Raw genomic sequence first — 24296 nt, 5'->3', positions numbered from 1 at the left:
TGGCTGTTATTAAAGAAGATTTTGAGATGCCGTACTGTTTAGCTGGGAATGCTTCATGTCTGCCAATAAGCTACTCCTAAAATTTGCCAGACGATATCCCGGCCGGATTCTCTTAACTGTGGTGCTGGGCTTTTCTGGCGCTTTATTCAACGGTATCAGCACTACTCTGATTGTACCAGTGCTTTTAAGTTTTTTAGATCACGCTATCGAGCTGCGCGGCGCTCCATCTCTAATTAAAACTTTGATGTATCCCTTTGAGGGAATGCCCGAAAATCAGCGTTTAATCTTGATGACCGGGGCCGTAGTGCTGGCAATTTTTTTTAAAAATGTTGCGAGTTATATCAATACTTTAGTAGCTACTTCTCTGACGCGCTCTCTGACTTTTGATTTGCGAGAAGCAGGTTTGCGGTTGTTGTTAGAAGTAGATCTAGATTTTTACTCGAAAACTAAAGTCGGGGATTTAATTAATAGATTGGGCGGAGAGATTGGTCGGACTGCTAGTGCAGTTGGTACGGCCATCGGAATGTTTACTACGTCAATCACGGTTTTGGTTCTTGTGGGTTTGCTACTTTCTATCTCGTGGAAACTGACGGTGACAGCTACAGTTTTGCTGGCGTTAGTTGCTTGGGCAAATCAATATATTATTAACCGTTCCAAGCATTTTGGCCACCTGCTTTCTGAAATGTCGAAAGATTATTCGGTTAGGGTGCTCGAAACCATTACGGGGATTCGGCTGGTCAAGTCAACGGGGAACGAGGAAAGGGAGTATCAGCGGATCAAGCATTTAATTCAAAGGCGAGAACAAGCGGATTTTCAGGCTCAGGTAAATTATGCGGCGATCGCCCCAATTAACGAAGTTGTTAATTTGATAGTTATAATTTTGATTGTATTTATAGGTCGCACAATATTTGCGAATGAGATAGAGTCTATTGCTACAATTTTATTAACCTACTTATTGGTACTTTTTAGGTTAATTCCTTTAATTTCACAGTTGAATAGCGGGCGCAGTCAATTTGCTAATACATCGGCTAGTGTAGAGGTGGTTAATGATTTTTTGAGCTGCGAGGACAAGCCATTTATGCTCAACGGTTCTGTGCCTTACACTCATTTGCGATCGGGAATTCATTTTAATAAAATATCTTTTAGTTATCCTAACCACAAAAATTTAGTTTTGCAAGGAATTGATTTATTTCTACCTCACGGCACTACTTTGGCTTTGGTAGGAACTTCGGGTTCTGGCAAGTCAACTTTGGCAGATTTACTGCCGAGATTTTACGATCCTACTGAAGGTCATATCTCGCTCGATGGCAGGGATTTGCGCGAATTTGAGCTGAAAAGTCTCAGACAAGCGATGGGTATTGTTAGCCAAGATACGTTTTTGTTTAATGCTTCAGTGCGCGAAAATATTGCTTATGCTAGACCCCAAGCGACTGAGGAAGAAATTGTGGAAGCGGCGAAGGGAGCGAATGCTTACGAGTTTATCCAACTATTGCCGGATGGGTTGGAGACTCAAATTGGCGATCGGGGCGTGATCTTATCGGGAGGGCAGCGTCAGAGAATTTCAATTGCTAGAGCCCTGCTGCAAAACCCGGAAATCTTAATTTTAGATGAGGCAACGAGTTCGCTGGATACGGTGTCGGAAAGGTATGTGCAAGCGGCGATCGAGAAATTGAGCTGCGATCGCACAACGTTGGTAATCGCCCACCGCCTCTCCACAGTCCAAAAAGCCAACAAAATCGCCGTGATCGATCGCGGACAAGTAGTAGAAATGGGCTCCCACGAAGAATTGCTAGCAAAAGGAGGTTACTACACTCGCTTGTATTCAGTGCAATTTGCCGAAGAAACCGCTCGCGATGAAGCTCTAATTAGAGGTTCTTACGAAATTCGCACTCGCCTGACTCCCATGATAGCTTACCTCAAAATGCTAGTAGATGAAATGGTAGACTCTCCCGAAGAAAGAGATGAGTTAATCAGAGAATCATTTCACTCTGCTGCTAATATTTTCACTACTTTAGAATTTATAGAAAAGACTATTAAGCGTCAGGCAGTTAAAAAGTAGTCAGTTGGCAGTTGGCAGTTGGCAGTTGGCAGTTGGCAGTTGGCAGTTGGCAGTTGGCAGTAGTCATTAGTCATTAGTCATTAGTCAACAGTCAACAGTCAACAGTCAACAGTCAACAATCAACAGTCAACAATTACTAATTACTAACTACCAATTACCATGTCCAAATATTATGTATTTTTTACCCGAAATATTTTGCCGCAACCCAATGTAGCGAGCTTAGTTCAAGTTGCACACTCTGCCAATGCCGCAGCAAATCTCGGTTATCCAGCAGTCTTGGTATATCTCCGCAAAGGCTGGAGTGCTTTGAATCCGGTTGATTTGCTTTTTCCTTTTCAACCCAGGAAACCAGATGACAAACTTGCCAATATTTACAATATTCAAGATAAATTAAAAGTAGCAGATTTACCGATGCCGTGGCCGATCGACCTTTGGGACAGCAAGTGGACGAGTTCCAGTACAATAGTATCAAAATACTATTTACCGATTCACCTGCTTAAATCCACTAAAATTGTCCACACCCGCGACTGGAACTTTGTCAAAGCAGCAGTTAAAAACGGAATTCCCGCTATCTACGAACAGCATCACCATGAAAACAAGCAATTTGAATCAGAAATTGTCCGCAATCCTCTGTTTCAGATTTCCGTAACTGTTGCAGATACTGTGCGAGACAGCATGATTAAGAATGGAATGCCGCCGGAAAAAGTAATTACGCTGCACAACGGTTTTAACCATTTGTTTCTCGCGAGACAAACAGAAGCAGCCCAGAATTGGCGACAGCAATTATTAGAAGATGACAGACAGCATTTAGCAGTTTATGCAGGCGGACTGTACCCGTTTAAAGGGGTTGATATGTTGGTGGATGTGGCTAAGGAATTGCCGCGAGTTCAATTTGCGATCGCGGGCGGTGATTCATCCCAAGTAACAGCCTACCAGCAGTTAGCAAAAGACAAACAAGTTAACAACATTAAATTTCTCGGCTACCTCCCTCAAAATCAACTTGCTAGCTTGCTGCAAGCAGCCGATGTTTTGACTCACCCGCACTGTTTGACAGAGGCCGCGACGTTCACATCTCCTTTAAAATTCTTTGATTACATGGCATCGGGAACTCCGATTGTAGCGACGGAGATTGCATCTTTAATGGAATTTAAATCGGGAAATATAGCAGCAACTTGGTGCCAACCGGATAACCCGTATGAATTTGCAAAAAGCATTCAAGCTTGTTTAACAAAATATCCCAGGAAGGTCGCAGGTTATGCAGAAACGATGGATTTTGTCAAGCAATTTTCCTGGGAAAATAGGATACAGAAAATTATGGGTTATGTAGATGACCAAGTGCGATCGCAAATTATTCATTAATCCTCATCCGATAATTTTAAAATCCGTAGGGGCGGGTTTTACCAACCATAATCGCCTCAAATAAACAATCTCATAAACCCGCCCTGCCCACACGCAAAAACCAGATTTATTATTAGATATGAACCCAAAAATCATCGGCACAATCACCACCTACCCAGGCATGAACCAAAGCGACTGGCTGTGGCAACAAACCCCCCAAAACTTCGGCAACTGGCGCAACATTCAAATGCTAGCCAACCACCCAGAACCAGACTTTTTACTCATGTATCAATTCGACTTTCCCCGATCGCCAAAACAGCAATCCTGGCTCGACAAAATTCGCCGCCCAAGCCCCCAAAACCCAGAAAACGACATTCGAGAAAAATTGCGCGGTGTCCCCAAGGAACGCATAATTTACCTAATCCGCGAGCCACCATTACCAGAAGTTATTGAAATTACCAAAGCCAACTACGAACAAGCCAAACTTTATTGCGGTTACGTTTCCGGGCCAGACGACTTCGCCCCAAAACCCGATTATATGCCCGCGATTTGGTATCACTCTAACTCGTTTCGAGAACTAGATGAAATGCCTGCGCCGCCGAAAACTAAACCCTGTTCTTGGATTACTTCAGGTGTTAGCCGCAGCGCCAATCACCGACACCGATTAGACTTTATCAAATTGCTGCAATCAGAAGAATTGGATTTTGACCTTTACGGGCGAAACTTGCCAACTTGGGCGCGCGGGAACGGGACTGTAAACAATAAATGGCACGCCGTCGCGCCATACTATTACAACTTAGCTATTGAAAATTATGCAGAAAACGATTTGTATGTCAGCGAGAAGCTTTGGGATGCTTTATTAGCTTGGTGTTTGCCAATTTATTACGGCGGTTCGGCGGCGGATAAATTGTTGCCGGCGGGGAGCTTTCTGCGGCTGCCGAGTTTGGATGAGAAAGGAGTAGAATTTATTAAAGAGGTTGTGGCTACGCCGGATTATTGGCATGAAGCGAGGGAGAAAATTGCCGAAGCTAGACAAATCATTCTCCACGAATTGAACCTGCTTAATTGGCTGTCTAAGTTTGTATCTTAGGAAATAAATAGCGCAATGACAGAAAACCAAAGTCAACCCAGAGAATATGATGCCGTCAAGGGCGGTGAATCTCAAGTGCCATTGAGTGCAGCCGTTTTAGGCGGGATTCCCGGCGTTAAGAGTCGTTTGGCTTCACCGATTGTCGAGGTGAAAATTGCTGCACTGTCTGAAGCGCTCAAATATGGAGATGCAGGTTTAGATTTAATAATGGGGGCACTGCAAGATGAATCAATGAAGGTGAAGTTGGCTGCATATTTGCTCCTGCAAAAGAGAGAACATTTAAAGGAAAAGTTGCATTTACCAAACAATTTGCCTATCTTTGAGTTTGATGTCATCACCGTTGATCCTAAAGGAACAGAAAACAGTCGTAATACGTCCTCTGCTCGCTTCTTCCCAGAAGACTTAGGTAACGGAGTTATGCTGGAAATGGTTTATATTTCAGGTGGCACATTTATAATGGGTTCGCCAGTAACAGAGAAACTTATAGATGATTTTGCAAGGCCGCAGCATCAAGTAACCGTACCCGCTTTTTATGCAGGCAAATATCCCATCACCCAAGCACAGTGGCAAGCAGTGATGGGAAACCAACCCTCCTATTTCAAAAGTGAAAAACTTCCTGTAGAACAAGTATCCTGGAATGATGCCGTCGAATTCTGTGGCAAACTATCGCAAAAAACCGGGAAAAAGTATCGCCTCCTGAGTGAAGCAGAATGGGAATACGCCTGTCGAGCCGGCACAACAACCCCATTTCATTTTGGGGAAACTATTACATTCAATCTAGCGAATTACAAGCAAAATGAGTTCTGTCGTGTTCCAAAATCGCCAGTTAACCGTCGAAAAACAACTAATGTCGGGAGTTTTCCTCCGAATGCTTTTGGACTTTACGATATGCACGGGAACGTTTGTGAATGGTGCAGTGATAGGCGGCACAGTAGCTACATCGACGCGCCTTCTGACGGGAGTTCTTGGGAAACTGGTACAGATGATAACCGAGTTCTGCGTGGCGGTTCCTGGGAAGATGAGGCTCCCTATTGCCGTAGCATGAGTCGTTATGGGTATTTGGCAGGTGAGGGTCACAGATACTGGGGTTTTCGTGTAGCTTGTTCTTTGGATATTCCTATTTCCTAGCCTCCCCCCGATCGCCCTCCTCTACCATTTTAGTAAATGATTCGGCGGTGGAAACCGCAACTACATAAACCAAGTCCGCCTTCGCGAGACTATATATATGAATGGAATTTGCACGCTAGCCAACGATACAGTTTACGACCAACTAATTGCCTTGCTCAACAGTATTGAAGTTATCTTAGGCTCAAATACTCCTGTCTGTATTTATCCTTTCGACGAGCAAATAGAGCAAATCCAAACTGAAATTGTTAACCGTCCCAACGTCTTTATTTATGAAGATAGCGCATCTATTCAGCGATGGGATAAATTCATGCAAGCAGCCGCACCAGAGCGTTTGAACCGCAAAAAATTCCGGCTTTACGGCGCACATCGGCGCTTTTGCGCTTTCGACGGCCCGTTTGAAAAGTTTATCTATATGGATGCGGATACTTTGGTGATGAATTCCCTTGATGCGGTTTTTCAGAAGTTAGAGGAATCGGATTTTGTGGTTTATGATTTTCAATTTCTATCCCCAACTAAAGTCTACAATATTCAGTCACCCAAACTCCTCGAAGTTTTTGAGCAAAATCGGATAGACTCGGAAATATTTTGTTCGGGATTTTACGCCAGCAAGCAAGGATTATTTGAGCAAGATACTAGGGAATGGCTGTTAGCTCAACTGCAATCGGGCGAGGCGGAAATTCTCTATGAAGGTGCGGGAGAACAGCCGTTGCTCAATTATATGGTGATGAAAACGGGGATGAATAGCTATAATTTTGCTTACAGCCTCCCGGATGGCGAAAAAACTGGGTGTAGCATCACTTCTAAACATTTTGAAGACCAAGATCGGATTTTGTACGACAAGGGAAACCGACTTACTTACATTCATTATATTGGTGTGCCGCCGGATGTAATTCGGAGAGTTTGTGCGGGCGAAAATATTGAGTTTCCCTATCGCGATTTGTTTCTGCATTACCGCTATCTCCGCGAACCATCCAAGCGTCCGATTTTTGCCCAAGCGCCAAAGTCTTATACTGAGGTTTCTACGCCGAATTTGTTAAAAAGGGTATTGAGAAGGTTGAGGATAAATGTATGAGTCGCGGTATTTATATTGTTGCGAATGATAAGGTGATCGAAAGTGCGATCGCCCTTTTAAACAGCATACGTCTGTACAATTGTCAAGTACCAATTTTTTTGATTCCCTTCGACGACAATTATCAGCAAGTCGCAGCCGCACTCAGCAGTCTCCACGGGGTGCGATTGTTCCCAAATCTGGAGTTTGTGGAACAGTTTACCAGAGAAATTGGCCAAATGTTCGATCGCAACTTTTTAGCCCTCCCCAACAAAATGCGAAAACTCGCCGCCTGGTTTGGCCCCCTAGACGAATTTCTGTACATCGATACCGATATCATCGTCTTTGAAGACATCGCAGACAACTTAAACAAACTATCAGAAGTAGACTTTTTTTGCTGCGACTACCACCACCTCAGCGAAAAACTGCGAAATGTATTTTCACCCGCTGTAAAAGAACAGAATATCTTTACCGACTCACAGCTTCAAGATGTATTCAACAGCGGTTTTTGGGCTTCTAGAAAAGGAACTATTACAGAAGCGCAAATGTATGGAATTTTGCGAGAATGTTCGCAGCATCGAGAATATTTTGACTTTACTCAAAATGTTACAGACCAACCTCTACTAAATTATATGATTCTTAAGCTGATTCCCAAGCGCTGCAACCTTGTTAAAGATTCAGCAAGCGAACCGGGAAGCTGGGCTGGTTCCAAGCATTTTCAAGAAATAGATTATGTTCTTTATGACCAAGGCAAAAGGTTAAAATATATTCACTGGGCGGGAATAACAATTAAATCGGGTAGTCCTTATTGGCAACTTTGGAAACATTATCGTTATCTCAATGAGAAACCACCAAATTTAGTGCAAAAAATATTTCGTGCTTTCACTAGGTGAGGATAAAATCATATGTTGTCTTATTATCAACCAGCTTTCAAGAACAGGCAAGATGCCTGTTCCACAATTCCTAAATTTGGGGGTGTTTTTGACACCAGACAAGCTTTCAAGAACAGGCAAGATGCCTGTTCCACAATTCATAAATTTTTTGGTTTTTTTGACACCAAACAAGCTTTGGAGAACAGGCAAGATGCCTGTTCCACAATTCATAAATCTTGTTGTGTTTTTGACACCCAACAAGTTTTGAAGAACAGGCATCTTGCCTGTTCCACAATTCATAAATTTTCTGGTGTTTTTGACACCAAACAAGTTTTGAATGAGTACAATTCTTCAATCTAAAATCTAAAATCTAAAATCTAAAATCCGATGACTGATGGCATTTATATTCTAGCAAATGATGTTGTTTTCGACCACTTAGTCGCTTTATTGAACAGTCTCGAAGTCAATGGGGCAAAAAATATTCCTGTTTGCATCATTCCCTACGATGATAACCTGAAAAAAGTGCGATCGCACATTTGCCGCCTACAGAATGTAACCCTGTTTGAAAATACCGATTCCATCCATTTTTGGGAAGACTTTGCGACTCAAGCTTGGACATCTCACTGCAAGGCTCAAAAAGTTTGGCAGGCTAAAGGTTGGCGACCAGTTCACTGTTTGGGAATGCACCGAAAATTTTGCTGTTTTGACGGCCCTTTTGACAAATTTGTCTATTTTGACTGCGACACTCTGTTAATGGGTTCTCTGGATTACATCTATCAAAAACTTGATGAATTTGATTGGGTAGCCAACGATTTTCAATACAAGTCTGATCTCAATTATGTATTTGATTTGTCATCCCCAAAATTGGCAGAAATTTTTAATTATGACCGACTGGAATCTCATATTTTTTGTGCGGGTTGGTTTGCTTCAAAAAAAGGCATTTTAAATCGGCATAACTCAAGCCAACTTTTAGATAAATTAACTTCAGGCGAAGCAGAAATTTTGTCTTTGCGGGGAACTGACCAACCTTTGTTTAACTATTTAGTCGCCCGTAGCGGCATCTCTTTTTATAACTTTGCTTATCGTCAACCTGCACAGGTAACGGGCAATCATTGGTCTTCTCAATTTGATGTGATAGATTATGTTCTATACGATAAAGGGCGGCGGCTGACTTACTTGCATTACATGAGTATTTCGGCTGCAAAGTTTACTCGATTGTGTGCTGGCGAAGATATTGAGATTCCGTACCGAGATGTATTTCTGCACTACCGCTATTTGAATTCGCCGCAAACACAACCAAAACTCACGCCTCCAAATTTGCTAGTTCGCTGGCAGAGAAATCTCAAAAGTTGGGGAATTCAAAAAGTTAATAATGTTCAATTTAAGTTGCGGAATTTCTGGGATAGATAGCATCTAACTGTACTCTAACTGTACAAAGACTGAATCCACTCCCATTCCTGCCTTAAACCTTCTTCTAAAGCAACCTGCGGCTGATAACCTAAGATTTTCTGGGCTTTAGACACATCCGCGCTAGTGTGCCGCGCGTCTCCCCTCGCAGCTTCGGTAAAATCTATCCGAATAGGTCGATCGACAATTCTCTCTATTGTATCAATAACTTCTTTCAAAACCACCCGACTTCCCCCACCAATATTAAAAACTTCCCCCGCAGCTTCCGCAACCTCAGCCGCCGCTAAATTCGCCGCAACGCAATCGCTGATAAACGTAAAATCCCGCGTTTGCAATCCGTCGCCGAAAATTGAAATCGCCTCGTCAAACAAAATCGACTTAAAAAACTTGTGAAAAGCCATATCGGGGCGCTGTCTGGGCCCGTAAACAGTAAAATAGCGCAGCGAAGTAGTCGGAAGACCAAAATTTTTGTAATAAAGGCCGCACAAACGTTCACCGGCTAATTTCGTAATTCCGTAGGGAGAAACCGGCTGCGGACAAGCGTTTTCATTTGTGGGAAAAGATTCAGCATTGCCGTAAATTGAAGAAGAAGAAGCATAGACAAACTTTTGCAATCTTGGCGCATCTTTGGCCGCTTCTAACAATACTTGAGTGCTGTTAATATTGCGTTCGGTATAGCTGCGAAAACCGTCGCCCCAGCTAGCACGAACTCCTGCTTGCGCCGCCTGATGAAATATTACCTTAGCATCGGATAAAAGCGATCGCCAATTCAGAGACAAAATATCGCCTTCCACCAATTCAAAACCCGGATACTTTTCAAATCGTGCAATATTTTTGCGCTTAAGAGCCGGATCGTAATAATCGTTGAACTCATCAACACCGATCACCGTCTCCCCTCGATTTAAAAGAGTTTCTACTAAATTAGAGCCAATAAATCCCGCCGCACCCGTAACAATTAAAATACTCATTCGATTTTAGATTTTAGATTTTAGATTTTAGATTTTAAAAATTTTACACCAATTATTGCCTAAGTTGTCATCTTCTTCTTTCTCTTCCTCTGCGTACTCTGCGTTCTCTGCGGTTCAAAAAGCATCAAATAGGATAATACTAGATAGCTATCAACCCCATTGCTTCTCACAAAAGAGGTTGATAGTTAACTTTCATTGTTCAAAAGAATCTAAATCCAGTGCTTGGGAACCTCCGCGTTCTAACTCGATCAAAAGCTTACCTAGCTGAGTCCAAACTAGCCAGCCCGTGAGTAGGGTCAGCGGCAAAGCTAGCGCATAACAAAGTAGTTTGGGGAAGCCAAAAATCTCCATCCCCGAAGCTAAAAATACACAAATACCGCCCGCCATTCCCAGAAAAGGTATGACCAATTGCAGCCTTGGCAGGTTAGCCAAGGTGCGAGTAGAACGATTTTTAGACCACTGTTGTACCGATTGTTTGAGAGTTGCTTCAAATGCTACGCCGGAAGCCATACCTGCTAGTAATCCAGCCGACATTAAAAAATAGGGAGGTTCTGGAAAATAATACACGAATAATTCCTTAATTTGGGTAATTGGGAATGGGGAATGGGGAATGGGGAATGGGGCATTGGGCATTGGGCATTGGGCATTGGGAATTGGGCATTGGGCATTGGGAATTGGGAATTGGGAATTGGGAATGGGAAATGGGGAATGGGCAAGAGTAGAATTATTTTTCTTCCTTCTTCCTTCTTCCTTCTTCCTTCTTCCTTCTTCCTTCTTCCTTCTTCCTTCTTCCTTCTTCCTTCTTCCCTCTTCCTTCTTCCTTCTTCCCTCTTCCTTCTTCCTTCTTCCTTCTAATTAAAATCGAGTTAGCGCGGCTGCTCCTGCTGTGGAAAACTCCGTCAAAGCGCCTAGAGCAACGTTGAACAAGCGACTGGGCTGCAAATCTTCCTTGACTAAGTTCCACAGGCTGCGAACTTCTTCGGTGTGGATTCGATCGTCCTCAATCAAAGCTAACATTAGCTGGCGTCTCAAAAACGACCCTTCCTCTGACAGCAAAAATTGCAAGCCTAGTTGTGCTGTGGGGAGCAAGTCGAAACTGCGATCCGATCGGGCGATCGCGATCATGTCCTCTAACCTGTTCCACTGGAATTTGCCATCTTTGAATAATACCTCAATCAGACGCCGCCGCAGTGCCGGAGATTCTCCGTTCAACAAACGCCGCGCTACATAAGGATACGCCACCTCGACTATCTTGAAATTCGGATTCAGCGTCAGGGCCAAACCTTCTTCTGTCACCAGAGAGCGAATAATTAAGGCAAATTTCGCCGGCACTCGGAAAGGATAATCGTACATCAACTCCGAAAACTGGTCTGTAATCGTCTTGAAGTTAAAATCTGACACCTTTTCGCCGACGATATCACCCAGTACAGATTCCAGCGCCGGGACGATCGGCATAATATCTGTATCTGGAGTCAAAAAGCCAAGTTTGACAAAATCCTTGGCTAATTGTAAGTAATCTTTGTTGATCAAATGAACGACAGAATCAACCAAAGTTTCTTTAGTTGTTTCTTCCATCTGATCCATCATCCCAAAATCAATGTAAGCCATGCGGCCGTCCGCTAAGGCAAACAGATTTCCCGGATGGGGGTCAGCATGAAAAAATCCGTGTTCCAGCAACTGCCGCAAACCGCTGCGGACTCCGACTTCAATTAAACTATCGGTATCCAAACCTGCGGCTTTAACACTTGCCATATCTGTCAGCTTGATGCCGTCAATCCATTCGAGAGTCAGAACGCAGTTTGAAGTATAGCGCCAGTAAATGCTCGGAACTTTTACTGTCGGGTCGTCGGCAAAATTTGTAGCAAATTTCTCGGCGTTGCGGCCTTCATTGATATAATCAATTTCCTCGAACAATTTGATACCGAATTCATCGACGATCAAACAGAGGTCGTGACCGAGATTCAGCGGCAACAAGGGGCCCAACCATCCAGCGGCCCAGCGCATTAAATAAAGGTCAAGGCTCAAGACGGGCAGCAAATTCGGTCGCTGAACCTTGACTGCTACTGCTTCCCCGGTGAGGAGGCGAGCTCGGTAGACTTGACCGAGACTTGCCGCAGCGACAGGTTCGGGGGAGATTTCGCTATAGGTTTCGCTAATTTTGCGATCGAGTTGCGCTTCAATAATCTCGAAAGCGCGCACCGAGTCAAACGGCGGCAATTGATCCTGAAGTTTGATCAATTCTTCGAGAAAGTCTTTGCGGATCAAATCCGGTCTGGTAGAAAGTGCTTGGCCGACTTTAATGAAAGTGGGGCCCAAGCGAGTGAGTATTTGTCGCAGGTGGGCGGCCCGTTCCGGCTGGTGTGCTGCGACTTCGTGCTGCCAACTGTCCCACAGCATCCCCAGCACAAAGCCCGCAAAAGACCAAATAACGGTAATTGCGCGCCAAATTGCTTTCCAAGGACGGTTGCGGTAATACTGAGCGATCGCTTGTGGATCGTAGCGTCTAGCCTGAGTGAATTGATACTGAGGCACTCGTTTATTTTCCTCTTATCTTCTGAAAATTACAGGTTAAATTGAGAATTGGGCATCGGCCATCGGGCATCGGGCATCGGGCATCGGCCATCGGGCATCGGGCATCGGGCATCGGGCATCGGCCTTCCCAGGGCATCGGGCATCGGGCATCGGGCATCGGGGATTAGAAGTCGAAAGTTCCAACATTCTTTATTCTTCCTTCTTCCTTCTTCCTTCTTCCTTCTTCCCTCTTCCCTCTTCCTGAAATCCGTTACATCCGTTACATCCGTTACAGAATCCGTTGCCGAACTTCCTTCATCATTGACCGATCGCATTGCAAGGTTTAGGCGAGCGGAAAATGCACCCGTTCGAGGCGGATTGCTAGCCTAAATTTGTTTCTTTTCATTAAATATAGTACATAAAAGTACAAGTGATCAGTCAAAATACTTAACAGCTCTCCCTGACCGCTGCACATTCTCACAGCAATGCAACCCTGCAATTCTTTTCTCCTCCTGCATTTCCCTCGCTGATGCCATCGCGCCAACGCTACCGGATGCGATCGGCTTTTGCCAAGCAATCTTTCAGACCATAAATCGTCCGCTCTTGTTGATCCCTCGACAGTTCCGGGAACATCGGCAAAGACAAGACTTGGCTGCAAACTTGCTCAGCCTTTGGCAATTGACCGGCAGAATAGCCCAAAGATTTGTAAACAGGTTGCAGGTGCAAAGGTAACGGATAGTAAACCATCGAACCGATGCCGCATTCCTGCAACTGAGCTCGCATCGAATCTCGAAAATCGCCAGAGGGATTTTGCGCGTCTTCTGGACTTGTCAGCCGGATCGTGTATTGATTCCAAACTCCTTTTGCTTCGGGCAATTCTTTGGGGAGGGCAACTCCGGGCACGCGGGAGAGAAATTCGCTGTAAAGTGCCGCTTTCTCCTGCCGCTGAGCGTTCCAACTGTCGAGATACCGCAATTTAATGCTGAGAATCACCGCTTGCAGGGCATCTAAACGGCTGTTGTATCCGATTTCTTCGTAGAAATACCTAGAAGACTGTCCGTGTTCTTTGAGCATTCGCATGGAAGCTGCGAGGGCTGGATCGTTTGTCGTCACCGCGCCACCATCACCGCAAGCGCCTAAATTTTTGGTCGGATAAAAACTGAAGCAGCCGACATGGCCGATGCTGCCGACTTTTCGAGACTGCCACTGGGCCCCGACAGACTGGGCGCAATCTTCAATTACGGCTAAATTGTGCCGAGTCGCAATTTCCATCAACCGAGTCATGTCTACCGGTTGGCCGAAGATGTGCACTGGCATAATTGCCTTGGTTTTGTCGGTAATTGCCGCTTCGAGGAGCTCGACATCCAGATTAAAAGTCTCGCTGTCAATATCGACAAATACTGGAGTCGCACCGACGGCGCTAATTGTCTCAGCCGAAGCAAAAAAGGTAAAAGGAGTGGTAATCACTTCATCGCCGGGGCCAATTTTGAGAGCTCGCAAGGCCAAAATCAGGGCATCGGTGCCGGAGTTGCAGCCAACGCACTCGGAAACGCCGATGTAGTCGGCGAACTCTCGTTCAAAACTCTTCACGCCCGGGCCGCCTACGTAGCCGCCAGAGGCAAGCACTTTTTGCACCGCAGCGGTTATCTCGTCGCCAATCTGGGCGTATTGGCGGGTTAAGTCGAGGGGGGGAACATTATTCACTCTTCACACCATAAATTTCAAGCATTATCAAAGCAAATTCTTGCAGCAAAACTGTTTCTCAGAAACCTTTATTGCAATATCTTATATTTGGACAGGCAAACAATCACATTATCGAAAGGGTGGGCCGGTGTTAATTGAGCTAGATTTTACAGATTTGGGTTGGGCTTTGGGGATGGTGGCGATCGCGATCGGGCTTTCGGCGTGGCAGCAATTGGGATTGGAGGGGGCGATCGCGATCGCCGCAGGGCGCACCCTGATCCAGCTAATCTTAGTCGGGTACGTGCTCGCAGTCGTATTTGACCCGGAGGGGAAAAATCCTTGGCTGGTTTTAGCAGTTTTAGCAATCATGCTGACAACAGCTAGCATGGTTGCCAGCAACCGCATCAGCAAAAAAATCAAGAACTTACTGCCCTTAGTTTGGGGTTCAATTTTTATCAGTACGGCCTTGACTCTCGCCTATACAAACTTGCTAATTTTGCAACCTGACCCTTGGTACGAACCGCAATACCTGATTCCTTTAGCGGGTATGATTTTGGGCAATGCCATGAACTCCGGGGCGCTCGCGGGCGAAAGACTTGTCAGTACAGTTAATAGCAGCCAGTTAGAAATAGAAACCCATTTAAGTTTAGGTTCGACGCCGCAGCAAGCAGTAAAGCAGTACCGCAAAGATGCCATCAAAGCTGGATTAATCCCGCTGTTAAATACAATGACGGTGGTAGGAATAGTAACTTTACCCGGAATGATGACAGGTCAAATGCTGAGCGGTGTCAGTCCTCTCGATGCAGCATCTTACCAGATTTTGATTATGTTTGTGTTAGCGCTGGCAACTGTAATCGCAACTCTGCTGTTGACTGAGGGATTGTCCCGGAAGTTTTTTAATCAAGATGCACAATTGATCAAATGGTAATTGGGAATTGGTGATTGTAGATGTAAATTGATGATTACCGTAGGGGCGGGTTCACCAATATCTCCCATACAAATGATAAATATCATAAACCCGCCCCGCCCGTGACTTTATCGACCACAATATCCGGTGGGGGCAGGTTTAGGGAATATCGGGCTGATCTTACTCAGCAGATCCAATGATTGGAATTAATCGTTCCTCGATTTCATTAATATAGGCTGTTAACCCTGTATTAACACCGTTTTTTCGTAGAAGTTCCAGACTCGTCTCTTCCCAGCACTGTTGTTCGCGTTCCATCTTGCCACCTGTTAGCTTTTCGACAACAACTTTAGGATTTCTAATGCGATCGGGTTCTTTCCATGAGTTAGAGCGTAATTTGTGTGACTCATTACAAGGATTAAACGTCAATTGGGCCGTTATCTCTTGAAGAATTTGTTCTTCCTCTTGATTAGATGGAATAAACCCATTCAATACCCAGGCTTCCCGCATTCTGTCGGCTGTACCAATAATAATTTCTAATTTAGGTTGTCGATTGATGTGTTCAGAACGTGCTTGCTCAATACCTTCTCTTCGCTGAGGTTGATTGTCTAAATCCCGGATCAGGATAACTGCTTTAATCTGTCGTGTTTTTTGAAGAAATCGTACTAAATTCAGAATTTTTATAGCGGCTGCACCATCAGCTTTTAATGCTCCATCTTTACCATGACCTAAATACCTTGGTGGACGAAATCCTAAGCTTTGTTGCAAATTGTGTATAATTTGATTAATATCTTGCCAACAGGAATGTTCTGTATTTTCTTGTAAGCCACTCCAACGAAATAAATATTGAAGCTGTCCCGGTTCTAACCAATCAATTTTATCCACTAAAAGGCGATCGGCTAATTTAGTAGCGGTTCGTGCATCTGCGCTACTTTCCACAATCACCACAAACTCAATCATTTATTTCTCCTGCAACCACCCAATCTTCTCCCTCCGCATCCCAGAATTCTCCAGTGGTTAAAGTTTGTTTTGCCCATTCTACATCAGGATGTTCATCCAAGCGTTTGCAACGAGTCACACCTGAATTGTTGTTACTTAATACATGAACTTGAGAAGGAAGAAGTTCATCCACAATGTAAGGAGAATGGGTAGAAAAAATAATTTGCAGATTGGGGCTGTCTTGAAGAATTTCCTTAAAAACAGCGATTAATTCTCGTTGCGCTTTTGGATGGAGTCCCTGTTCAACATCATCTAGTAACACTAAATTAGGTTGATTGGGATTCATCAAAACAGTCAGTAATCCTAGAGCGAGCATTGTTCCTTCGCTAATGGCATGGGCTGGTATACGCTTACCAGTATTCATGTCTAGGACAACTTCTTTCCCTACAATTTCCTGACTTTCTTCGTAGGAGATAGATTTGCCATCGACTTCGATTAAGCGTTGGCGATTGACCATAACTTTAGCTCGCCTTACCCCTACCTCGCGTACACCTGGTACAATCCGTTTCAACATTTCCTCTAAATATTGAAATTCATCTGGAGCTTCGTCACGAAGATAGTCTAAGGTAGGTGCTAACCCTGAACCATCGAACTCAACTCGCGGTGTAATTGCATCGCTGTAAGCTGCTTTTGCAAGATTAGTAGCTACGAGCTTAAGATGAACTGCGTTTCTCAAAGATTGCTGAATTGGCTCTTCAGTAGTCATTAAGGAAGTTTCAGAGATTACTTGGCTATATTCCGGGTTTTTATCGGCATTCCATGATGCTCTAAAAGTCCACTTATGATTAACGGTTTGTCTCCAGTCATAAGAAGCTTTCCAATCATTTCTCTCTGGGTTTTTCCAAAAACCCGTTGCAGTAACAGAGATATTATCTTGCCCCATTGTTGTAATAAATTGAGGCGCTCTTTCATGCTGAAAAATATTTTCAAATGATGAATTAGCAAGCCGACTGAGATAATGCAATGCTTGCAAAACAGATGTTTTACCAGAACTGTTTTGTCCTACGAGTGCGTGTAGGCGTGAACTATCTAAACTAAGTTCTGTATCTTTATGACTTTTGAAGTTATGAAGTTTGACCTTTTCTAGCATTTGATTGCTAATATTATTTTATACAGTTTGATTGCCGAGCTTGTAGTGTGTGTTCGGATGTTCTAAGTTGTTAGCGCGCATTTAATTGTAACAATCATGTTTCTTGAAACAATGAGTGGGGCGTTGCTCCTAGCCCGCCCCAAAAACTAAAATTAAATGCCGTAACAGCTTATTTCGGTTCGTGACTCCCAATCCGCTGGCCTTCGCCATCGTACACCTGCATCGGGATTTTGGCGTTTTCGGCGATCGCCTCCAAAGCTTTTTGCAACGTTTGAACGTGGTTTTCTACAGCTTGGCGAGACTTCACAGCATTGTTGTTGTTTGCTTGAATGAAAGTTTGTTGCAATTTCTGCACGTAACCTGGAGTCATCTGCACCGCAATCAAATCTTTGCTAACAGTATAGTCGCAAATCTTGGGGTTGCCTTTGCAAGTTCTATCTAAATCGGTGCGGGCTTTTTGCAGGTTCCTTTCTTCCTGCAACTTTACTTCTGCTTGCTGCAATGAAGTTTTGTAGGAAGCTATCAGCGGTTGGGCTTTCTGAGAATAGGCAGTTGCCGCCGGCACTTGCTCCGCGTAACTCAAAGCTCTTCGCCAGGATTCTGATGCTTTAAACCAGGCGTTTTTGCCCTCAAAAATTCGAGCTTCCGCTGCTAAAGTCACAGCTTGAGTATAGGCATTTTCCGAAATTCCTTCGACATTTTTGCGCTCGCGAGCTTCTGAAAGTTTGGTTTCGTATTTGGGAACTAGCAGTTTAGCTTGTTGGTAAGATGTCGTGCCCGTGGGAATTTCTGATAGGATTGCGAGGGATTCTTCCCAACCTGCTTGCACTTGATCCCAAGTCTCGGCAGTAGTCGCTACTGCTTCGCGAGCTTCTGCTATTTGGGCTGTATTTTTGGCCGCGAGCAGCGTTTTTTCGGCTTTTTTCTCTGTGCTTAACTGCCGATTTCCTGTTGCTACATTCTTCCGGTATTCCTTCGTTTTTCTCTGAGCAAATGGATACACTGGGCTGTCTGTGGGGATTTCTCCGAGTTCGGCGATCGCACTTTGCCACAGAGCTTGCGCTTCCTGCCCGTCCTCGGCAGAATAAGGCGGATTTTGGGTTTTCTGGGCTGCTGACTGTGCGAGGCGCGCTGCATCGATCGCAGAGTTTAAATTCTGATTTTGCGAACGGTAGATTTCCAGAGCGCTTTGAGCTTCACCGCGATGAATTGACCATGAGGGAATCGGTTCCAAAAGGGCGATCGCCTGTTTTAACTGTCGCTGCGCTTCTTGGGGGCTGTTGGCAACTTTTGACGTTTTCAGCGTCTTCGTCGAATTCTCGCTCAACTGTTTGGCATTAGCTAATGCAGGACATCCTCCGATGACGCAGGGGCGGCTCAGCATATAATAACCGCCTGCCAAAATTAGCGCCGCCATGCTGACCATTCCTGCAGCAGCCAGCATCGCAAACGGTGAATGCTTAGGTTTTTGGGCAACTGTTACCGCTTCCATATCCAGCGGATTGAAGGGATTGTCTGCAATATCTGCCGGGATTGCTTGCACGCTGAAGGCGATCGGCTCGGAATTGCTGGAACTCTCAGACAAATTGGGGAAATATTCTTCATCCCACGCATCTTTCCCATCCGTTTCTAACGGTATCTCATCCTCTACATCCGCCGTCTCTGCCACATTTTCTGTTAATACTATCCCGGTTTCTTCAGCAGGGAGATTCTCGGTTTTTTTGAACAACAGCACTGCTTTGGGTCTTGACAAAACAGGGTTGTGCATGGTAAAAGAATGGAAAGCATAAGGCTGTTTTTGCCCGGTAATTTTTAGGCAAAGTCCAATCTGTTGAATAGATTCGGGTTCTATTTCGAGAATTGCTGCTTCTAGCACCGCAAAAGTCGGTTTGGCTTTGAGAACTAAACTGCGCGGGTGTTCTCCCACAACCGTTAAAGATTCATCTCGAAAATCACAACTAATATAAAGCGGTAAGTTTTTAAATCCGGCTGCTTGCAAGTGTTGCTGCAATTTTACTTCTAGAATTTGGGCGTTGCTTTGTCGCGTTGCTGCTGTCATATTTTCTCCTCTGTCTAATCTCACCACTTTCGATTTTAGATGTTGAATTTTAGATTTTAGATTGCAGAACCGTCGGGATTTTTGATTTGTTTGAACTTTGACCCGGATTCATTCCAAATCTTAACTCTGAAAATTCAAGTCGCCACAAAATCTTAACTCTCAAATCTCAGCTTGCAAAGCCTGTCCATAACTTTCGCTGTAATAAACTTGAGTCACGTCAAAACGTCCGCCATATTGTTTCAAAGGTGCTGCTGCATAACCAAGCGGCAGCAAACAGCAAACATCTACTTCTTCGGGAATTTGAAAGGCTTCTTTCACCTTAGCGCTGACAAAACCTTCCATCGGACAACTGTCTACCCCAAAACTTTTAGCTGCAATCATTAAGTGGGCTACTGCGAGCATTGTATGTCTGTTTGTCCAAGCTTCTAGGGACTCGAAGCAGGGACGGTTCTCGAACAATTGCGGGATTGCTTGTCGCATATAACCGGCTAAATTGTCATTCATTGCGCCTGTGGTTTTGCCCAATTCGATGACGGCTTCGGTGTTTTCGGGCCGGGCGGCGCGTCGATCGCCACAACAGATTAATACTGTTGGGGCTTCTACCACTTGGCGCTGATCGAAGGCGCAAGCTTTTAATTTTTCTTTGCTGGCTGCGTTTTGAATTACGATAAACCGCCAAGGCTGCAAGTTGTAACCAGAGGGCGATCGCACTCCCAATCGCAAAATCTCTGCCAATATTGCTGGGGGAATCGGATCGGGTTGGAAGCTGCGCGCGGCCCGTCGGCTTTCGATCGCCGTTTTAACATTAATTGAAGGTTGGATTTCAATTGTCATGGATAATTGGTAATTGGTAATTGGTAATTGGGCATTGGGCATGGGGATTGGGGCATTGGGCATTGGGCATTGGGCATTGGGCATTGGGATTGGTAACTTAAAAAAGTTGAATTGTTTTTCTTCCTTCTTCCTTCTTCCCTCTGCCTTCTGCCTTCTTCCTTCTTCCTTCTTCCTTCGTCATCATCCCAAGCCCAACTCGCGCTTGAGCAAATTAATCGACTTAGATCCGATGTAATTTTCGGAGCATATCAGTTGCGGGGGACGAATAATATCTTCTCTAGCCGCATTGATGGCAGCTTTTACTGTAGCAAAACTCGGTTGGTCGCAAAAAATTGTTCTGGCCGATCGCACGATCGAGTTAATCTTGTACTCGTCTGACACCAAGGCCGTCATCACCAGCAAATCCTCTCCCCGGATGCTGTGGATGATGACTTCGGTCGATCGTAGCATTCCCGGACTCAGGCTAACGAGACCCAAATAACTGTCTTTCGGCAAACCCCCGACTAGCTGGATTTCCTGGCTGTAGTCGTAGATGTCTACGGGAATCACTCGCACCGAACGCGGTGCCGAAATCGATTCTGCTTCTCCGATAAAATATCGGCTGGTGATCACAGTTCCCGAAGAGATTTGATCCAAAAAAGTACCTAGCTGTTCCATCGGCACTAACTGTATGGGAATGCGGAGAGCTTGTTCGAGTTCTTTCGCCATCAGTTCACCCACGCCGATGTCTTCTGTGGGGGCTGTAACGACCACGCGGGCGCTGCACCTGAGCCGCCAGTCAATTTCGGCCAAAAATAATTCCCTCGCTTGGTTGAGCGTACAGCCCTGTCCCAGCAGTTGATCGATACTTCCTTGCACTATTTTGTTGGCAAGGGGATATTCTTCGAGGATCGGAGATTTGAGTTTGTTGCCGCCTTCGTTGCCTAGGGCGCGGACGTAAATGCCCGATCCTGCTTGGGCTTCTACGAGTCCGGTATTTTCGAGCTGGCGGTATACTTTGCTGATGGTGTTGCGGTGCAAACCCGTCTGCATGGCTAGCTGTCTGGTGCTGGGCAAGCGGTGTCCGGGCGGAAATTGTCGCGAGGCGATCGCAAACCTAATTTGATTGAATAGTTGGGTGGATGCTGGAATATCGCTATCGGTTTGAATATGAAATTGAACCATTATTAAAGGCTCCGACGACTTCAACTTAGTATTTTTATAAGGTCGAGTACCGCGCCTCGGATTGCTGCGATATCTCTGTCTATAGCATAATCTTATTTGGCTGCTCTGCTGCAGCCGTTCTGCCGAGCGGGCGATGGCGCCTTCGAGGCGATTAATCGCAGCCTGCAGAGTTTCCCTCAACAATCAGGTACTTTCAAGTCTTAGTTTTATTTACTGCTTTGTAAAACTTACCTAAACTTGTCTAAACCCATTTTTAGACACAATTCGGAGTTTACTTCCTACGCTGTTGGGTAGACGGCTAATCCCAAGATAAGTAGGCTATCCCCCTGGCTGCCGAGGGTTCCCAGTTTAAAATATTTAAACTTGCGTTAAAATCACGATCCAAAGATATGCCACAAGCAGGACAATCAAAAGTCCGAACGCTTAGTGGCATCTCTTTTTTTGTACCACAATTGGAACAAGTCTTAGTGCTAGGAAACCACTGGTCTACCAACACTCAATTAGCTCCATACATTTTTGACTTGTAGTCAAGTTGACGTTTGAACTCGTAGAATCCAAGGTCAGATATTGCTCCAGCGTTCCTTGTGATTCGCCATCATTCCTTGAAGATTCAAGTTTTCAATCTTGATTAGCTTGAAAGTTTTAACGGTGGGAGTTGTCAACTTGTGAAGGAAATCTAAACGAATATTAGCTAGCCGTGCATGGAGCCGACGGATTTTATCGTAGGTTTTACGCTGGTTTTGAGAACCTCTTACCTGTTTTGATGCTTTGCGTTGCAATTTAGCAAGTTTGGTTTTCGCACTGGCTCTTAACGGCTTTGGCGCATCAAATACCTGCTGATTTGACAGCGTGGCAAAAGAATTAATGCCTACATCGATTCCTACAGAGCTTTCAGATTGTTGAACAGGCAAACGTTCTGCATCAACACAGAATGACACAAACCAACGACTTCCTTCTTTTGAAACCGTAAAAGTTTGAGAAATAAAACCACATTCTAATGGTTCAAAAAGCCGAAAAGTTCCCAGCGTAGGGATTTTAATGGTGCTACCAGCGACCAACAAAACTTTGCCGTTAGACGAATCGACTGTAAAGGATTGACTGTCTCTGCGGCTGGCGAATCTTGGATGACCTGCTTTCCCAGAGCGATAACGATTGAAAGCATCTTTTAGATCGATTAACGCATTTTGGTAAACTCGACTAGATAACTGGTTCATCCAAGCAAATTCAGGCTTTTTCTTGACGTAGTTGGTGAGAACTTTCTTGACTTCGCCTATCACCTTCGAGTCGGTAAATTTCCCTTCGCTATACATTTGAGTCCGCAAGCTCAGCCCAAAGTTAAATACTACGCGCCGGAATCCTGCGTGTTTTGCCATCACGGTCGCTTCTCTGTTATTCAGTTTGAGCGCTCGTTTAATAGCAAACACAAAACTTCCTCTCAATAATCAACTAGGGAGAATTTTAGCAAACTATTTGGCACTTTAGTCAAGCTCTGCAATTTTGAGATCGCTTGCTGTTTTTCTACCCGTCAGCAAATAAGTCTGCATTGGCCCTTTACCTTTAATCTCGATCTCGCCGCGATCTTCAAATTCATATTTATCCTGCAGCAAATCATAAGTATAGTGACTGACTTGAATGCGACCTGTTATGCCGTGAGATTCCATGCGGCTGGCTGTATTTACCGCATTTCCCCACAAATCGTAAATAAATTTTTTAGTGCCGATTACCCCTGCTACCACCGGGCCGCTATTAATCCCAATGCGGAGGTCAAATTTCGCGTCTAGCTTCACATTTAATTTCTCAATTGCTACTAGCATATCCAGCGCCATTTCGGCGATCGCCTCTGCGTGGTCTGGGCGTTCAATGGGAATGCCGCCTGCTACCATGTAAGCGTCCCCGATCGTCTTGATTTTTTCTAAGCCGTGCTTCTCACTCAGTTGGTCAAAAGCTGAGAAAATTTCATTCAGCAAGTACACTAATTTAGTTGCGGACATGGTGGTAGAAATTTGGGTAAAATTCACCAAATCAGCAAAAAGAATTGTTGCTTTTTCAAACTTGTCTGCAATTACCCCCGGTTCGTGCTTCAACCGATCCACGATCGGTCCAGGCAAAATATTTAGCAGTAAACCGTCAGTTTTCCTCTGTTCTTTCTTGAGTGCAGATTCCATCTTCTTGCGCTTGGAAATGTCGTGAAAAAACACAGAAATGCCGTCGTGACTAGGAAAAGCCCGGACTTCCAACCACACTCTTAAGGGAAGATAATATTTTTCAAAACTCACTCCAACTTGTTTCGCTACAGCTCCATGATACTCTTCATAAAAATCAGAATTAACTAATTCTGGAAACTCTTCCCAAAAATTTTTACCATAAAGTTCTTCCGGCGAGCGCTGCAAAAATTGCGCTGCTTTATAATTGACGTAAGTAAATCGCCACTGGGTGTCGAAAGCAAAAAAAGCATCGCTCATTCCTTCTAAAAAATTGACAATTTGCTCGTCTGTAGAACGGAGTTTTTCTTCTACTTGTTTGTGCTTGAGCTGTGCGCGCTTTAATTTAGTTATATTTATTCGCAACTCCATTTGGGTAATAATTTGCCGTCCTAAAGTCCGCAGCGCTTCTAGCTGTTCTGGGGTGAGATTGCGAGGAACTGTATCTATCGCGCACAAAGTGCCGATCGGATAACCGTCAGGAGTTACTAGCGGGGCTCCAGCATAAAACCGAATATTTGGATCGGAAGTTACTAGCGGATTGCCGACAAAGCGATCGTCATCTAGAGCATTGGGTACAACTAGCAATTCGTTGGGATTTAAAATAGCGTGGGCGCAAAAAGCTAACTCTCTCGGAGTTTCGGGCGCTTCCAGGCCGACTTTGGATTTAAACCACTGTCGGTTAGAATCTATTAAGCTTACTAAAGCAATAGGAGTGCCGCAAATATAGGATGCTAAAGCTGTTAGATCATCAAAAGCTGCTTCGGCTTCTGTGTCGAGAATGTTGTAGCGGTGAAGTGCTTCTATTCTCTCTTCTTCGTTGCTGGGCAAAGGTGCAGCTTGCATCGGAGGCCGCGAGGATATAGGTTTGCGAACACTGCGTGGAAGTATTATTGCAGCGAATTTTCTGACTGTCGAGACCACTTTTTTAACTAATATCA

At 44.6% G+C, this 24296-nt stretch carries 24 protein-coding genes; 10 read left to right on the top strand and 14 right to left on the bottom strand.

Annotated elements, in window-relative coordinates; translation table 11 throughout:
- Positions 1-55: 55 nt before the first annotated feature.
- From QUB04_RS15445 to QUB04_RS15410, 8 genes are all read left to right on the top strand, one after another.
- A complete protein-coding gene (locus QUB04_RS15445; protein ID WP_333285553.1) occupies positions 56-2059 on the top strand; it encodes an ABC transporter ATP-binding protein in 2004 nt (667 codons plus the stop codon).
- Positions 2060-2218: 159 nt separating this feature from the next.
- Positions 2219-3418 (top strand): glycosyltransferase family 4 protein, encoded by a 1200-nt coding sequence (locus tag QUB04_RS15440; RefSeq protein WP_333285551.1) that lies wholly within the window; start codon positions 2219-2221, stop codon positions 3416-3418.
- A gap of 118 nt (positions 3419-3536) precedes the next feature.
- Entirely contained in the window at positions 3537-4487 is a 951-nt protein-coding gene (locus QUB04_RS15435; RefSeq protein WP_333285549.1) for a glycosyltransferase family 10 domain-containing protein, read from the top strand.
- 15 nt (positions 4488-4502) lie between these two features.
- Complete coding sequence (locus tag QUB04_RS15430; RefSeq protein ID WP_333285547.1) at positions 4503-5615, top strand: formylglycine-generating enzyme family protein; 1113 nt, start codon at positions 4503-4505, stop codon at positions 5613-5615.
- 97 nt (positions 5616-5712) lie between these two features.
- Positions 5713-6687: an Npun_R2821/Npun_R2822 family protein gene (locus QUB04_RS15425; protein WP_333285545.1), complete on the top strand. Its 975-nt coding sequence runs from the start codon at positions 5713-5715 to the stop codon at positions 6685-6687.
- On the top strand, positions 6684-7556 hold the full coding sequence (locus tag QUB04_RS15420) for an Npun_R2821/Npun_R2822 family protein (protein ID WP_333285543.1): 873 nt from the start codon (positions 6684-6686) through the stop codon (positions 7554-7556). Before QUB04_RS15425 ends, QUB04_RS15420 begins: the two co-directional genes overlap by 4 nt.
- Before the next feature lie 12 nt (positions 7557-7568).
- Positions 7569-7895: a hypothetical protein gene (locus tag QUB04_RS15415; RefSeq protein ID WP_333285541.1), complete on the top strand. Its 327-nt coding sequence runs from the start codon at positions 7569-7571 to the stop codon at positions 7893-7895.
- A 27-nt stretch (positions 7896-7922) separates the two neighbouring features.
- The gene (locus QUB04_RS15410) at positions 7923-8945 is read left to right on the top strand and encodes an Npun_R2821/Npun_R2822 family protein (RefSeq protein ID WP_333285539.1); all 1023 of its coding nucleotides are present in this window, start codon (positions 7923-7925) and stop codon (positions 8943-8945) included.
- A 14-nt stretch (positions 8946-8959) separates the two neighbouring features.
- Here the strand turns inward: QUB04_RS15410 and QUB04_RS15405 are convergent, their stop codons facing one another.
- Together QUB04_RS15405 and QUB04_RS15400 are read right to left on the bottom strand one after the other, a co-directional pair.
- The gene (locus QUB04_RS15405; protein ID WP_333285538.1) at positions 8960-9910 is read right to left on the bottom strand and encodes an NAD-dependent epimerase/dehydratase family protein; all 951 of its coding nucleotides are present in this window, start codon (positions 9908-9910) and stop codon (positions 8960-8962) included.
- 192 nt (positions 9911-10102) lie between these two features.
- Positions 10103-10477 carry a hypothetical protein gene (locus tag QUB04_RS15400; RefSeq protein ID WP_333084848.1) on the bottom strand — a complete coding sequence of 125 codons (375 nt, stop codon included), beginning with the start codon at positions 10475-10477 and terminating at the stop codon, positions 10103-10105.
- 29 nt (positions 10478-10506) lie between these two features.
- On the opposite strand from QUB04_RS15400, the gene QUB04_RS15395 reads away from it, so the two are divergent.
- Positions 10507-10632, top strand: a complete 126-nt coding sequence (locus QUB04_RS15395; RefSeq protein WP_333285536.1) for a hypothetical protein — start codon at positions 10507-10509, stop codon at positions 10630-10632.
- 2 nt (positions 10633-10634) lie between these two features.
- Here QUB04_RS15395 and QUB04_RS15390 read toward each other — a convergent pair whose 3' ends face one another.
- The 4 genes from QUB04_RS15390 to QUB04_RS15375 all read right to left on the bottom strand — a co-directional run bounded on the left by QUB04_RS15390 (position 10635) and on the right by QUB04_RS15375 (position 14125).
- Positions 10635-10874, bottom strand: coding sequence for a hypothetical protein (locus QUB04_RS15390; protein ID WP_333285534.1), 240 nt, complete (start codon positions 10872-10874; stop codon positions 10635-10637).
- Complete coding sequence (locus QUB04_RS15385; RefSeq protein ID WP_333104368.1) at positions 10766-12442, bottom strand: AarF/ABC1/UbiB kinase family protein; 1677 nt, start codon at positions 12440-12442, stop codon at positions 10766-10768. The genes QUB04_RS15390 and QUB04_RS15385 overlap by 109 nt, the downstream gene beginning before the upstream one ends.
- Before the next feature lie 29 nt (positions 12443-12471).
- Positions 12472-12756 carry a hypothetical protein gene (locus QUB04_RS15380; RefSeq protein WP_333285532.1) on the bottom strand — a complete coding sequence of 95 codons (285 nt, stop codon included), beginning with the start codon at positions 12754-12756 and terminating at the stop codon, positions 12472-12474.
- A 211-nt stretch (positions 12757-12967) separates the two neighbouring features.
- A complete protein-coding gene (locus QUB04_RS15375; protein ID WP_333285530.1) occupies positions 12968-14125 on the bottom strand; it encodes a DegT/DnrJ/EryC1/StrS family aminotransferase in 1158 nt (385 codons plus the stop codon).
- A gap of 127 nt (positions 14126-14252) precedes the next feature.
- Between QUB04_RS15375 and QUB04_RS15370 the strand changes: the two genes are divergently transcribed.
- The gene (locus QUB04_RS15370; protein ID WP_333285528.1) at positions 14253-15032 is read left to right on the top strand and encodes an ABC transporter permease; all 780 of its coding nucleotides are present in this window, start codon (positions 14253-14255) and stop codon (positions 15030-15032) included.
- A gap of 159 nt (positions 15033-15191) precedes the next feature.
- Here QUB04_RS15370 and QUB04_RS15365 read toward each other — a convergent pair whose 3' ends face one another.
- The 8 genes from QUB04_RS15365 to QUB04_RS15330 form a co-directional block, all read right to left on the bottom strand.
- On the bottom strand, positions 15192-15968 hold the full coding sequence (locus tag QUB04_RS15365) for a hypothetical protein (RefSeq protein ID WP_333285526.1): 777 nt from the start codon (positions 15966-15968) through the stop codon (positions 15192-15194).
- Positions 15961-17097: an AAA family ATPase gene (locus tag QUB04_RS15360; RefSeq protein ID WP_333285524.1), complete on the bottom strand. Its 1137-nt coding sequence runs from the start codon at positions 17095-17097 to the stop codon at positions 15961-15963. The genes QUB04_RS15365 and QUB04_RS15360 overlap by 8 nt, the downstream gene beginning before the upstream one ends.
- Before the next feature lie 169 nt (positions 17098-17266).
- Positions 17267-19156 (bottom strand): hypothetical protein, encoded by a 1890-nt coding sequence (locus QUB04_RS15355; RefSeq protein ID WP_333285522.1) that lies wholly within the window; start codon positions 19154-19156, stop codon positions 17267-17269.
- 159 nt (positions 19157-19315) lie between these two features.
- Complete coding sequence (locus tag QUB04_RS15350) at positions 19316-20053, bottom strand: nitroreductase family protein (protein WP_333285520.1); 738 nt, start codon at positions 20051-20053, stop codon at positions 19316-19318.
- Positions 20054-20170: 117 nt separating this feature from the next.
- Positions 20171-21154 carry a GntR family transcriptional regulator gene (locus QUB04_RS15345; RefSeq protein ID WP_333144854.1) on the bottom strand — a complete coding sequence of 328 codons (984 nt, stop codon included), beginning with the start codon at positions 21152-21154 and terminating at the stop codon, positions 20171-20173.
- Between the two features lie 298 nt (positions 21155-21452).
- Complete coding sequence (locus tag QUB04_RS15340; RefSeq protein WP_445301061.1) at positions 21453-21650, bottom strand: zinc ribbon domain-containing protein; 198 nt, start codon at positions 21648-21650, stop codon at positions 21453-21455.
- Between the two features lie 64 nt (positions 21651-21714).
- Positions 21715-22578 (bottom strand): RNA-guided endonuclease TnpB family protein, encoded by an 864-nt coding sequence (locus tag QUB04_RS15335; protein WP_333285516.1) that lies wholly within the window; start codon positions 22576-22578, stop codon positions 21715-21717.
- Between the two features lie 54 nt (positions 22579-22632).
- A complete protein-coding gene (locus tag QUB04_RS15330) occupies positions 22633-24201 on the bottom strand; it encodes an adenylate/guanylate cyclase domain-containing protein (protein ID WP_333285514.1) in 1569 nt (522 codons plus the stop codon).
- Between the last annotated feature and the right edge of the window lie 95 nt (positions 24202-24296).

Origin of the sequence: Microcoleus sp. D2_18a_B4, from assembly GCF_036702475.1 — a bacterium.
In the GTDB taxonomy this organism is placed as follows: Bacteria; Cyanobacteriota; Cyanobacteriia; order Cyanobacteriales; family Microcoleaceae; genus Microcoleus.
Note: the sequence above shows the minus strand (reverse complement) of the source record. Positions and strands in the feature narration are given on the sequence as shown.